Origin of the sequence: Flavobacterium sp. (assembly GCF_028689845.1) — a bacterium.
Taxonomy (GTDB): Bacteria; Bacteroidota; Bacteroidia; order Flavobacteriales; family Flavobacteriaceae; genus Flavobacterium.
The window spans coordinates 25,563-38,228 of record NZ_JAQVCH010000017.1; the positions used below are offsets into that span (position 1 = coordinate 25,563).

17 protein-coding genes are annotated in these 12,666 nt (G+C 34.9%); 15 read left to right on the forward strand and 2 right to left on the reverse strand.

All coding sequences use genetic code 11. The features are described from left to right. Nucleotides 1-3: 3 nt before the first annotated feature. Nucleotides 4-1,863, reverse strand: a complete 1,860-nt coding sequence (locus PHR76_RS08035) for an ABC-F family ATP-binding cassette domain-containing protein (protein WP_300060730.1) — start codon at nt 1,861-1,863, stop codon at nt 4-6. A 265-nt stretch (nt 1,864-2,128) separates the two neighbouring features. Here PHR76_RS08035 and PHR76_RS08040 point away from each other — a divergent pair, with 265 nt between their 5' ends. From PHR76_RS08040 to PHR76_RS08100, 13 genes are all read left to right on the forward strand, one after another. Further along, a complete protein-coding gene (locus PHR76_RS08040; protein WP_300060733.1) occupies nt 2,129-2,350 on the forward strand; it encodes a hypothetical protein in 222 nt (73 codons plus the stop codon). Continuing rightward, the gene (locus tag PHR76_RS08045; protein WP_300060736.1) at nt 2,347-2,499 is read left to right on the forward strand and encodes a hypothetical protein; all 153 of its coding nucleotides are present in this window, start codon (nt 2,347-2,349) and stop codon (nt 2,497-2,499) included. Before PHR76_RS08040 ends, PHR76_RS08045 begins: the two co-directional genes overlap by 4 nt. Nucleotides 2,500-2,657: 158 nt before the next feature. Beyond that, a complete protein-coding gene (locus PHR76_RS08050) occupies nt 2,658-3,800 on the forward strand; it encodes a glycosyltransferase family 2 protein (protein WP_300060739.1) in 1,143 nt (380 codons plus the stop codon). Nucleotides 3,801-3,920: 120 nt separating this feature from the next. Next, the gene (locus PHR76_RS08055; protein ID WP_300060742.1) at nt 3,921-5,300 is read left to right on the forward strand and encodes a dihydrolipoamide acetyltransferase family protein; all 1,380 of its coding nucleotides are present in this window, start codon (nt 3,921-3,923) and stop codon (nt 5,298-5,300) included. A 163-nt stretch (nt 5,301-5,463) separates the two neighbouring features. Then, on the forward strand, nt 5,464-6,234 hold the full coding sequence (locus PHR76_RS08060; protein WP_300060745.1) for a 3'-5' exonuclease: 771 nt from the start codon (nt 5,464-5,466) through the stop codon (nt 6,232-6,234). Between the two features lie 90 nt (nt 6,235-6,324). After that, on the forward strand, nt 6,325-6,936 hold the full coding sequence (locus tag PHR76_RS08065; RefSeq protein ID WP_300060747.1) for a fumarylacetoacetate hydrolase family protein: 612 nt from the start codon (nt 6,325-6,327) through the stop codon (nt 6,934-6,936). A gap of 4 nt (nt 6,937-6,940) precedes the next feature. Next, nucleotides 6,941-7,285: a histidine kinase gene (locus PHR76_RS08070; protein ID WP_300060751.1), complete on the forward strand. Its 345-nt coding sequence runs from the start codon at nt 6,941-6,943 to the stop codon at nt 7,283-7,285. A gap of 180 nt (nt 7,286-7,465) precedes the next feature. Then, nucleotides 7,466-8,713, forward strand: coding sequence for a CinA family nicotinamide mononucleotide deamidase-related protein (locus PHR76_RS08075; protein WP_300060754.1), 1,248 nt, complete (start codon nt 7,466-7,468; stop codon nt 8,711-8,713). A gap of 74 nt (nt 8,714-8,787) precedes the next feature. Continuing rightward, entirely contained in the window at nt 8,788-9,024 is a 237-nt protein-coding gene (gene rpmB / locus PHR76_RS08080; protein WP_300060757.1) for a 50S ribosomal protein L28, read from the forward strand. A 25-nt stretch (nt 9,025-9,049) separates the two neighbouring features. After that, nucleotides 9,050-9,232 carry a 50S ribosomal protein L33 gene (gene rpmG / locus PHR76_RS08085; protein ID WP_035654704.1) on the forward strand — a complete coding sequence of 61 codons (183 nt, stop codon included), beginning with the start codon at nt 9,050-9,052 and terminating at the stop codon, nt 9,230-9,232. Between the two features lie 8 nt (nt 9,233-9,240). Continuing rightward, nucleotides 9,241-9,393 (forward strand): DUF4295 domain-containing protein, encoded by a 153-nt coding sequence (locus tag PHR76_RS08090; protein WP_300060763.1) that lies wholly within the window; start codon nt 9,241-9,243, stop codon nt 9,391-9,393. 96 nt (nt 9,394-9,489) lie between these two features. Next, nucleotides 9,490-10,443 (forward strand): signal recognition particle-docking protein FtsY, encoded by a 954-nt coding sequence (ftsY, locus tag PHR76_RS08095; protein WP_300060766.1) that lies wholly within the window; start codon nt 9,490-9,492, stop codon nt 10,441-10,443. Next, nucleotides 10,443-10,739 (forward strand): hypothetical protein, encoded by a 297-nt coding sequence (locus PHR76_RS08100; RefSeq protein WP_300060769.1) that lies wholly within the window; start codon nt 10,443-10,445, stop codon nt 10,737-10,739. Before ftsY ends, PHR76_RS08100 begins: the two co-directional genes overlap by 1 nt. Here the strand turns inward: PHR76_RS08100 and PHR76_RS08105 are convergent. Beyond that, a complete protein-coding gene (locus tag PHR76_RS08105; RefSeq protein ID WP_300060772.1) occupies nt 10,736-11,803 on the reverse strand; it encodes a serine hydrolase in 1,068 nt (355 codons plus the stop codon). The genes PHR76_RS08100 and PHR76_RS08105 overlap by 4 nt on opposite strands. Before the next feature lie 104 nt (nt 11,804-11,907). On the opposite strand from PHR76_RS08105, the gene PHR76_RS08110 reads away from it, so the two are divergent. Both PHR76_RS08110 and PHR76_RS08115 read left to right on the forward strand, forming a co-directional pair. Then, entirely contained in the window at nt 11,908-12,327 is a 420-nt protein-coding gene (locus tag PHR76_RS08110) for a hypothetical protein (protein ID WP_300060775.1), read from the forward strand. Nucleotides 12,328-12,350: 23 nt separating this feature from the next. Further along, nucleotides 12,351-12,647, forward strand: coding sequence for a DUF721 domain-containing protein (locus PHR76_RS08115; RefSeq protein ID WP_300060778.1), 297 nt, complete (start codon nt 12,351-12,353; stop codon nt 12,645-12,647). Nucleotides 12,648-12,666: the final 19 nt, after the last annotated feature.

Here is a 12,666-nt window from a genome sequence, read left to right on the forward strand (position 1 = left end):
AAATTACTCAATTTTCGAAGAAAGTTCAAACCAACGTTCTTCCTTTTCTTCCAATTTCTTTATTATCACTTGCAACTCATTCGCTTTTTTCTCAATAGCATCATCAGTTACTTTACCATCAGCAAACAATTGTTCGATTTGCTTTTTCTCAAACTCCAAATCTTTGATTTCACGTTCTATTTTTTGAAATTCTTTCTGTTCATTAAACGATAAATTTCCGACCGGATTATTTTGCTTCCATGCTTTTTTATCGGCTTTGTTTTCTTCTTTTAACGCCACATCAGCACTGTCTTCATACGCTCTAAAATCGGAATAATTACCAGGAAAATCTTCAATTTCACCTTCGCCTCTAAACACAAATAAGTGATCTACAATTTTATCCATAAAATAACGATCGTGCGAAACCACTAGCAAACATCCAGGAAAATCTAATAAAAAACTTTCCAAAACATTCAACGTTACAATGTCTAAATCATTCGTTGGCTCATCCAAAATCAAAAAGTTCGGATTCTGAATCAAAACCGTACACAAATACAAGCGTTTCAATTCGCCACCACTTAATTTTTCTACAAAATCATATTGCTTTTTCGCATCAAAAAGAAAACGTTCCAACAATTGCGAAGCCGAAATAATTTTTCCTTTTGTAAGCGGAATATATTCACCGTACTCCTTAATAATATCAATTACTTTCTGACCCGGTTTTGGGTTGATGCCACTTTGCGTATAATAACCAACTTTAATCGTTTCACCAATCACCACTTTTCCGGCATCGGGCAACATCGTTTTGGTTAAAATATTCAAAAAAGTCGATTTTCCGGTTCCGTTTTTTCCGATAATTCCAATGCGTTCACCACGCTGAAAATCATACGAAAAATTATCAAGAATCACTCGGTCTTTGAATTTTTTATACAATTTATGAAGCTCAATAATCTTGCTTCCCATTCGTTCCATATTGATTTCAAGCTCCACCACATTTTCTTTTCTGCGACTCTCGGCTTTTTCTTTAATCACATAAAAATCGTCCTGACGCGATTTCGATTTGGTCGTTCTCGCTTTTGGTTGGCGACGCATCCACGCTAATTCTTTCACAAAAAGATTCTGAGCTTTGTCGATACTCGCATTTTCAGAAGTAATTCGTTCTTCCTTTTTTTGCAAATAATACGAGTAATTTCCTTTGTATTGGTATAGTTTTCCGTTGTCCAATTCGATAATTTCATTGCAAACACGTTCCAAAAAAAAACGGTCGTGCGTTACCATAAACAACGTGATATTTTCTTTGGCAAAATAACTTTCCAACCATTCAATCATCTCCAAATCCAAGTGGTTCGTAGGCTCATCCAAAATCAATAAATCCGGACGGTTAATCAAAATTATCGCTAACGAAAGCCTTTTTTTCTGTCCACCCGAAAGACTTTTGACTTTCAATTTAAAATCTTCCAACTTCAATTTAAACAAAATTTGCTTGAATTGCGTTTCAAAATCCCACGCATTATGTTGGTCCATCAAATCAAAAGCTCTTTGATACGCTTCTTCATTTTCAGGGTTTTCCAACGCTTTTTCATATTGCTCAATCACTTTCAACGTTTCATTATCACTTGCAAAAATGCTTTCCTCAATTGTCAATTCATCTTGCAATTCATTTTTTTGCGATAAAAACGCCATTCGGATATTTTTTCGAACCACCACTTGACCCGTATCCGGTTCATCAAAACCATTAATAATGTTCATAATGGTCGTTTTTCCCGAACCATTTTTGGCAATAAAAGCAATTTTTTGGTCTTTGTTAATACCAAACGAAATGTTGTCAAACAACACGCGTTCGCCGAAGGATTTAGATATATTTTCTACTGAAAGATAGTTCATTTTTTAAATTTAGAATTCTGAAATTAGAATTTAGAAGTGCAAAAGTAATGCTTTATTCTTTCTGAAACGAATGGCTTGGGCATTATCAGTAATCCGTGTTCCCGCTTTCCATTACAATCTGTCATTGCGAGGGACGAAGCAATCTCCGAAACAAAATTTGCGGTCGCAATGACAGGATTTTCATTGCAATCGGGGTTAGGAGGGAAATGTAGTTGGGTTTTTCAATTGAAATAAAATCCATATATTTATACTTTAATGTTTTTTTATGAGCAAAAAGGATCCAAGCCACGAAAAAAAACACATCAACAAAGTTGAAGAGTCAATCACTGATTATAATGTAGAAAAAAAAGCTACTCAAGAAGAAGAATTACATCCGGTTTCAGTGAAACTAATAGAAAAATCTAAAAAAAATCATAAAGAAGGAAATGTTATTTCACACGAAGAAGCAATGAATAGAATCAAAGAAAGATATCCTTTTTTAAAATGAGTTTTCACATCGATTGGACTTTTTCTGCACTAAATTCTTATTATGAAGAAATCGAGTTCATTTACTTCAAATGGAATCAAAAAGAAGTTTTGAAATTTGAGAAATTAGTAGAAAATGAATTAGAAAGACTTTTCAAAATCCATCGTTAGAAAAAATGAAATTTAAAAATAATTACTCATTTATAATTTCAAAGCAAACAACTTTATTTTATAGAATTAATGATAAAGCTTAATCAATCGAACTTCTTTTATTTTGGAACAATCAAAAAAATCCAGAAGAATTAAATAAGTTGCTTTAAATTTGCCCCATGCAACTATCCGTCATCATCCTCAATTATAACGTTCGCTACTTTTTAGAGCTTTGCGTGAGCAGTGTTCAAAAAGCAATCGAAGGTTTGGATGCTGAAATTATTGTAGTCGACAACAACTCGACTGATGAGAGTTGCCAGATGATGAAAGAACGTTTTCCACAAGTCAAACTCATCGAAAACAAAGAAAATACTGGTTTCCCTAAAGGAAATAATATCGGTGTCGCTCAAGCAAAAGGCGAATATATTTGTATTTTAAATCCAGATACGGTCGTTGCCGAAGATACATTTTTAAAAATTTTAAACTCCAAACTCCAAACTCCAAACTCCAAACTTGGCATCATTGGTTGTAAATTAATTGATGGTACCGGAAAATTTCTTCCAGAATCTAAACGAGGTGTTCCAACGCCTTGGGTTGCTTTTACTAAAATTTTTGGATTATATAAAATCTTCCCGAAGTGGAAAGTGATGAATCAATATTATGCACAACAGCTCGCAGTCAATCAATCTGGAAAAGTGGCTATATTGGTTGGAGCCTTTATGGTGATGAAGCGAGAATTATATACCGATTTAGGCGGTTTTGATGAAAATTGTTTTATGTATTCCGATGATATCGATCTGAGCTATATGGCTTTGAAAAAAGGAAAATCGAATTTTTATTTTCATGAAACTACGGTGATTCATTTTAAAGGCGAAAGTACCATTCGTGATGGTTTATACATGAAACGTTTTCGAGAAGCGATGCAATTCTTTTATAAAAAACATTTTAATCAATCGTTTATTTTTGACGTCATGATGAAAATTGGAGCAGCTTTCTTTTCCGTACTTAAAATGTTTCAAGGAAGAACTGTTTCAAAAACGAAACCAGCAAATTTTATTTTTGTAACTGAAAAAAAAGAAAATAGAGCATTGTTAAAAAACTTCAACGTTCAGGAAGTGTTTTCCACAATAGATTTTTCGAAAAACGCAGAACGAACAGAATTTATTATTGATTTAAATTCAGTTAGTTACAAAAAAGCTATACAGTTAATGGAGGCAAATAAAAATACTCAGTACACTTTTAAATTCTTATTGCCTCACGCTAATTTCCTTATCGGGAGCAATAGTAGTAATGAAAGAGGCGAAGTTGTTTTTTTAGAATAATTATTTTTTTGTCCGTTAAAAGTTCTCATTCATCGAATAATTATTGAAAACACATTAAAGTAGATATAATTTTATTAATTTCGCAAACAGAAAATAATAGCACACCTTTAGGTTAAAAATATGGCAAAATTTGAATTGAAATTGCCCAAAATGGGAGAAAGTGTTGCAGAAGCAACCATTACCAATTGGCTTAAAAAAGTTGGAGAGAAAATTGAAGCAGATGAAGCTGTTTTAGAAATCGCAACAGATAAAGTAGATAGCGAAGTTCCTTCTGAAGTAGCAGGAACCTTGGTTGAAATTTTATTTAACGTTGACGATGTGGTAAAAGTAGGCCAGACAATTGGTATTATTGATACAGAAGGCGGAAGCGTCGTTCCAGAAGCACCGAAAGCTGCAGAAACAGCAACAGTTTCAGCTGCCGAAGTATCCAAAGAGCAAACGGTTGAAGTCGCTCATGTTCCGCACCAACCGGTAGCAGTAAAACCAGTTGATTTTTCCGAATCAGAAAAATTCTTTTCCCCGTTGGTAAAAAACATTGCTAAGGAAGAAGGCGTTTCTATTGCCGAATTAGAACAAATTGCTGGAACAGGAAAAGACAATCGCGTGACCAAAGACGATATCCTTTCTTATGTTAAAAATAGAAGTGCTCAACCCGTAGCAGTTGCTCCAAAAGCGGAAACAGTAACAGTGGAAGCTCCAAAAGCAGAAAGTGTTGCAGAAGCTCCAAAAACTATTGAGGCCCCAAAAGTTGCTGCTACTCCCGAAAAGAAAATCCCAGTTTCCGTCAACGGACAAGATGAGATTATTGAAATGGATCGCATGCGAAAACTGATTTCGGGCTACATGGTTTCGTCTTTACAAACTTCGGCTCACGTGCAATCCTTTATTGAAGTGGATGTGACAAATATGGTAAACTGGCGAAATAAAGTGAAAGCTGCTTTTGAGAAAAGAGAAGGAGAAAAGCTTACTTTTACTCCGATTTTTATGGAAGCCGTTGCCAAAGCCATTAAAGATTTTCCAATGATAAATATTTCAGTGGAAGGTGATTATATTATTAAAAAGAAAAACATCAACCTCGGAATGGCCGCTGCGTTACCAAATGGTAATTTAATTGTGCCGGTAATAAAAAATGCGGATATGTTGAATCTAGTAGGACTAACCAAAACCGTAAATGATTTGGCTAATCGGGCAAGAAACAACCAATTGAAACCAGACGAAATTCAAGGAGGAACGTATACCGTGACTAATGTGGGGACTTTTGGAAGTGTTTTCGGAACTCCAATTATCAACCAACCACAAGTGGCTATTTTAGCTTTAGGAGCAATCCGAAAAGTACCAGCGGTAATCGAAGCTCCGTCGGGAGATTATATTGGAATTCGTCACAAAATGTTCTTGTCACACAGTTATGACCATCGGGTGGTAGATGGCTCGTTAGGCGGACAATTTGTGAAAAGAGTCGCTGATTATTTAGAAGGATTTAATGAAAACAGAGAGTTTTAAATTCTAGAAATTATATTTTTTAAACCCTGTTCGCAATTCATCGCTAACAGGGTTTTTTAATTCAATAGATTTCGAAACGATACAATCTAAAAAGCACTAAAAACCCAAAACTTTCAGGATAGGTCATTTCAATCACTTATCTTTGTAATCCTAAAATTTCAAAATGGAACTTAAATTAAACAGACCTATTTGCTTTTTTGACCTTGAAACAACTGGTGTTGAAGTGGCAAAAGACAGAATTGTCGAAATTTCAATTTTTAAAGTGTATCCCAACGGTAACAAAGAGAGCAAAACCTGGCTGGTTAATCCAGAAATGCCGATTCCTTTTGTGGTTTCTCAAATTCATGGAATCACAGATGAAAAAGTTGCCAATGAGCCTACGTTCAAAGAATTATCAGGACAAGTTTATAACATGATAAAAGATTCTGATTTAGCAGGTTTTAACTCCGATCGATTTGATATTCCATTATTGGCAGAAGAATTGTTGCGTGCAGGCGTCGACTTCGATATGAAAAACAGAGTCTCTGTAGACATACAAACTATTTTCCATAAAATGGAAGAACGTACCCTTAGTGCTGGCTATAAATTTTACTGCGGAAAAAACCTTGATAATGCTCATTCAGCAGAAGCCGATACCATGGCAACCTATGAAATTTTACTAGCTCAACTTGAACGTTATCCAGAATTAGAAAACGATATAAAAACCTTATCTGAATTTACAACCAGAAAGAAATCTGTCGATTTTGCCGGTTTTATTGCCTTGAACGATAAAGGACAAGAAATATTCAGTTTCGGAAAACACAAAGGCGTTTTGGTTGAAAAAGTACTAGAAGAAGAACCCGGTTATTTTGGGTGGATTCAAAATGCTGATTTTCCTCTATATACAAAAAAAGTATTGACTGCAATAAAATTGAGAAAGTTAAACACGAAATAGGCCTTAGGTGGTAGGTCATAGGTGGTAGGAGAATAGTATAGTTTTTTTTCACAACCCACAACCTACCGCCAAAAATCTCCCACTTTATTTATGAAAATAATCTGCATCGGAAGAAATTATGTCAAACACATTGAGGAGCTTCAAAATGAGCGTCCCGATGAACCCGTGGTTTTTTTAAAACCCGACAGTGCGGTTTTGCTCAAACAACATCCGTTTGTAATTCCAGCTTTTAGTGATGATATTCACCATGAAGTAGAATTGTTAGTTCGAATCAATAAAGTAGGCAAATATATTGAGCCTAAATTCGCCGCTAATTATTATGACGAAATCGGATTGGGAATCGACTTTACGGCTCGTGATTTACAAGCACAATTAAAAGCGAAAGGATTACCATGGGAAAAAGCCAAAGCTTTTGACGGTTCAGCGGTTATTGGTAGCTTTTTATCGAAAAAAGATTTCAAATCCACAGAAAGTATTAATTTTGAATTAAAATCGAATGGAATCACCGTTCAAAAAGGAAATTCAAGCCATATGTTGTGGAAAATTGACGAATTGATTGCTCATGTTTCTCACTATTTTACCCTCAAAATTGGCGATATCCTTTTTACCGGAACACCAGAAGGAGTGGCAAAAGTGAAACCAAACGATATCCTTGAAGGATATATTGAAGAAAAAAAACTATTTCGAATACAAGTAAAATAAAAAAATGGCATTAAACTACAACTTATCCAAAGTGTATGCACTTTCTGATAACGATCCTGAGTTCGTTCTACAAATTATTACCCTTTTTGTAAGCGAAATCCCAGAAGATTTAAAGTTTGTCAAACAAGGTATCGAAGAGAAGAACCACAAGTTAGCCTATAGCTACGCTCATAAAATAAAGCCTACACTTGATTTATTGGGAATGAATGTTGCTTACGAAGAAATTCTTCAGGTAGAAGAGTGGACCCGACGCGAGGGCAAACGCAAAGAAATCAAAGAGATTTTTAAAAGCATCGAAAATCAAGTCGAAAAGGCTGTAAAAGAAATTCACAAAGATTTCGAATTATAAGAAGCTAATCCGGCTATTCGTTACAAGTCCTCGCTAAAAACCTTTTTTTATAAGTCAAAAAAAGAAGCTTCTTTGCAGTCGCTTTTTTTTTTGCCAATAAAAAATAGGCTTTCAAGCTCCGGGCTTTTCTCTACTATCCGGGCTAGTGAAAGCAACTCAGAATCTCAGCAACTCAAAAAAATGAAAGCAACCATCATCACCATTGGCGACGAAATTCTCATTGGTCAAATCACCGATACAAACTCGGGATTTATAGCCAAAGCTTTTGAAAAAATCGGAGTTCAAATCCATGAAATGATCTCCATAAGTGATAACCAAGAGCACATCCTTTCTACGTTTGCCAAGGTGCAAAACCAAGTAGATTTTGTTATTATTACCGGTGGATTAGGTCCAACAAAAGACGATATTACCAAAATAACACTTTGCACTTATTTTCAAGACGTTTTAGTACGCAACAGCGAGGTAGAGGAACACATCGTGAATTTATTTACTAAAATGAATTATGCGATAACACAAGTCAATCGCGACCAAGCCATGGTGCCCTCTAAAGCTATTGTTTTACAAAACAGTCACGGAACAGCACCCGGAATGTGGATGCAAAAAGATGAAACCGTTTTCGTTTCTTTACCAGGTGTTCCTTATGAAATGAGAGCTATCGTAACGAATGAACTCATTCCTAAAATTGTAAAAACCTATAAACGTCCGTATATCATCCATAAAACCATTCTAACGTATGGTCAAGGAGAAAGCATTGTAGCAGCACGAATTGAGGATTGGGAAGATAGTTTGCCAAGCTTTGTCAAGCTCGCTTATTTGCCTAGTCCAGGCCGTGTTCGCTTGCGATTAACGGCAAGAGGAACGGAGGAAAAGCTTTTACAGAAAACTATTGCCGAATTAGTAATCAAACTCACTGAACTAATTAATGATATTATTGTTGGTTTTGAAGAAGAGGACAACATCGAAGTGGTTTTAGGAAAGTATTTGACACAAAAAGAATATACCTTAAGTACAGCCGAAAGTTGTACGGGAGGAATGATTTCCGAAATTATTACTAGTGTAGCAGGTTCCTCAAACTATTTTCGCGGGAGTATCGTTTCTTATGCAACCGATGTTAAAACAAGTTTGTTAAAAGTGCCGCCGGCTACCATTAAAGAGTTTTCGGTTGTGAGCAAAGAAGTAGCAGAAGCAATGGCGTTAGGCGTTCAGAAGCTAATGCAAACCGATTTTGCCATTGCGACTACGGGAAATGCTGGGCCAGCAAAAGGAGACTCAGAAGTTGATTTAGGGGTAGTTTGTGTCGCAGTTGCTACGCCAAATGGAGTGTTTTCAGAGGAATTTAACTTTGGGCAACCACGTCAAAAAGTAATTGACAGGGCAGTAAATAAAGGCCTCGAAATGCTGCTAAAAGAAATTTTAAAAAACTACTAAAATTTGTTTGTGTAATAGATTACTTTTTTGTTTCTTTGCACCCTGATTTTGAATAACGATAAAAGATAAGCATAATGTCAAGAGTTTGTGACCTTACAGGTAAAAGAGCGATGGTAGGAAACAATGTTTCTCACGCGATGAACAAAACTAAGAGAAAGTTTTCTGTAAACTTAGTTAAAAAACGTTTCTATCTAGCTGAAGAAGACAGATGGATTTCGCTTAGAGTAGCAGCGTCTACAATTAAAACAATTAATAAAAAAGGGTTGTCTGCTGTATTGAAAGATGCAAAAGCAAAAGGATTTATTTCTTAATTCAACGCTTAAATAATATATCACCATGGCAAAAAAAGGCAATAGAATTCAGGTAATTTTAGAGTGTACAGAGCACAAAACGTCAGGAGTTCCTGGAACGTCACGTTATATCACGACTAAAAACAAAAAAAATACACCAGATAGATTAGAGATTAAAAAATTTAATCCAATCTTGAAGAAAGTAACTATTCACAAAGAAATTAAATAAGATAAGAAATGGCAAAGAAAACCGTAGCAACGTTACAAACAGCGTCAAAAAGATTAACTAAAGCCATTAAAATGGTAAAGTCTCCAAAATCTGGAGCTTATACTTTTGTTGAATCTGTAATGGCTCCAGAGCTTGTTGATAATTTTTTACAAAAAAAATAATCAGCATTACTATAATATACTAAAGCTACTTTCCTTGAAAGTAGCTTTTTATTTTTATATTTGTTATCAGATTAAAAATTACTAAACCAATTGAATATGAGTTTTTTCAAACGAATATTTTCTTCCGAAAAAAAAGAAACCTTAGATAAAGGATTAGAACAATCGAAAACTTCTTTTTTTGCTAAATTAACCAAAGCCGTGGCCGGAAAATCCTCGGTTGATGAAGATGTATTGGATAATTTAGAAGAAGTACTCATTTCTTCGGATGTAGGTGTAAAAACCACTCTAAAAATCATCGACCGCATTGAAGCTCGGGTTGCTCGTGACAAATATATGGGTACCGATGAGCTAAATAAAATCCTCCGGGAAGAAATAGCAGGTTTATTATCTGAAACTAATTCTGGCGAAGCTACCCAATTTGATATTCCAGCTAACAAAAAACCGTATGTCATTATGGTTGTGGGTGTAAATGGTGTTGGAAAAACAACTACTATCGGAAAATTAGCCTTTCAACTTAAAAAAGCAGGATATAAAGTAGTGCTTGGAGCAGCGGACACATTTAGAGCCGCCGCAATTGACCAATTACAAATCTGGGCCGATCGAGTTGGTATTCCAATTGTGAAGCAACAAATGGGAAGCGACCCTGCTTCTGTTGCTTTTGATACCCTACAAAGTGCCGTAACACAAAATGCTGATGTCGTAATTATTGATACAGCTGGACGTTTGCATAATAAAGTTAACTTAATGAATGAGTTGACTAAAGTAAAACGGGTGATGCAAAAAGTAGTAGGTGATGCTCCACATGATGTATTGTTAGTATTAGATGGTTCCACTGGACAAAATGCTTTTGAACAAGCAAAAGAATTTACTGCAGCAACCGAAGTAACGTGCTTGGCGGTAACAAAATTAGATGGAACAGCAAAAGGCGGCGTTGTGATTGGTATCTCAGACCAATTTCAAATTCCAGTAAAATATATTGGTGTAGGCGAAGGGATTGAAGATTTACAAGTCTTTAATAAATATGAATTTGTAGATTCTTTTTTTAAATAATGGAGGCAGAACCGTTAGTTTTTAATAAATATTTAGTTTCCTTTACTAAAATCGTTTCGGTATATGCTTTCTTTTTTGTGCTACTCAAATCGATTGCAATTCTTAGAGGTGCTTGGCTAATTCCAAATTTAATAATTGCTCTTCCTTTTGTTTTAATGGGAATTTTGACGGCTTATACGGTAGTAGCTAAAAAATATTCTTGGGTGTTGACTATTCTAACCCTAGTATTAATTTTAGTCACCCGTTATTATGAACAAGAATGGGTTTATTGGCTTCAATCCAATTACGGCAATTAATTCATAATTGCATTAATTTTTACCCACAAGTCATTGTCAAAACCACTCAATCCAAAGGTTGGATTTTCAGGATTTGCTACTTGTCCTAATCGGATAACCACCATTTTCTTACTCGGAATGATATATATTTTTTGATCATTTTTACCTAAGGCACAAATCATATCGATTGGTGCATTTGGAATTAAACTACCTTGAAAATGAAATTGTGTTTGCGGTAATTTAAAACTATCTTTTCCGTTTAACCACCACAAATAACCATAAGCTTTGTTTATTTCTTGCGAAGTGGTCATCGCATTTGTTAAATAAGATTCGGGAACAATCACGTTCGTTTCCCATTTCCCTTTGTTTAACATTAACAATCCAAAACGAGCCATGCTTCTAGTGTTGCTATAAAATACACTTAATCCGTCATTCGCAATCCAGGTTCCAGTCATTCCAATTCGGTCACGTAAACGTGAATTGAAATACGCTGACCAAGTCTGTCCCGTGGCTTGTGCAACTACCTCTTGCAATTTTACGTAAACATTATGATAGGCCCAACGAGTTCCTGCATCGGCAACAAATTGAAGATTTGCTGGAGAAACATCATTTCCCAACGTTTCATTTAAGCCAGAGGTCATCGTTAAAAGATGTCGATTGGTAATTAAATTTTCTTTAGAAAGTGGTGCGGCGGTCCAACCATTCCCCAAATAATCGGAAACTTTTGCATGACTATTTAAAAGACCCTCTTTTTCTGCAATACCGACCATAGTTGAGGTTAACGTTTTTCCTGCACTCGCCCAATACCATGAAGAAGAGGCATCGTGGCCATTAAAATAATTTTCTAACACGATTTTTCCATTCACTAAAATGATAAAACCTTTGGTGTTTTTATTTTCTAAATAATTCAATAAGTCGGGCACAGCACTTTGATTCCAACCCAAACTTTCAACAGATTTTGTTTCCCATAAATTGGAGTTTAACGGCGGAAAATACATGGGTTCTACAGATACATTCGTGTCATCATCAGAAGCACAGTTCAAAAATAAAAGGAATAACATTAGGAAATAAAGACTTGTTTTCATGCTGCTATTATTTCAATTAAGACACTAAAGAACGAAAAAGGTTTAATTAAAATTACTTTTTATTTGAACGAAATTAATTGTAATTTTAGATTTTATTTGATGTAATGAAAAAAATATATTTTGTAGCTGTTTTTATCGTCGTTCTTTTTTCTTGTCAGCACACGGTCAAACGGGATGATTTAACCAAAATAAATGGTTATTGGGAAATTCAAAAAGTTGCTTTTCCAGATGGGCAAGAAAAGCAGTACACCATCAATGAAACAATTGATTTTTTTGAATGGAAGGACGAAAAAGGATTTCGAAAAAAGTTAAAACCTCAATTCGATGGTACTTTCGTGGTCAATAATGAACAAGAACAGATTGAAATTAAAGATAGTGCAGGTGTCATGTATATCTACTATACCACCAAATTTGACGCATGGAAAGAAGAACTTAATTTGCTGTCAGATAGTATTTTAATATTAAAGAACAAAGATAATTTAACCTATCATTACAAACGATTTATTCCTTTTTCAATTAAATAATACTGAAATAAATTCAGCATAAAATGGCAAAACGATTAAGTAACGAAAGTTCAATTTCAGAAGTTCTCCAAACGTTTATTGAAAAAAATAAGCTTCAAAACGGCATGGACAAAATTGATGTCGAGAAAGCCTGGAAAGAGTTGATGGGAGTTGGCGTTAACAACTATACCCAAGAAGTTATTTTAAAAGGAAGTACACTTCATGTCACCTTAACTTCTGCAGTTTTGAGAGAAGAATTATCCTATGGTAAACATAAAATAATCGCCATGATTAATGAAGAACTTCGTAAAGATATTGTGAAAGAATTGAATTTGCGTTGATGTTTTTAGGAATTGACAA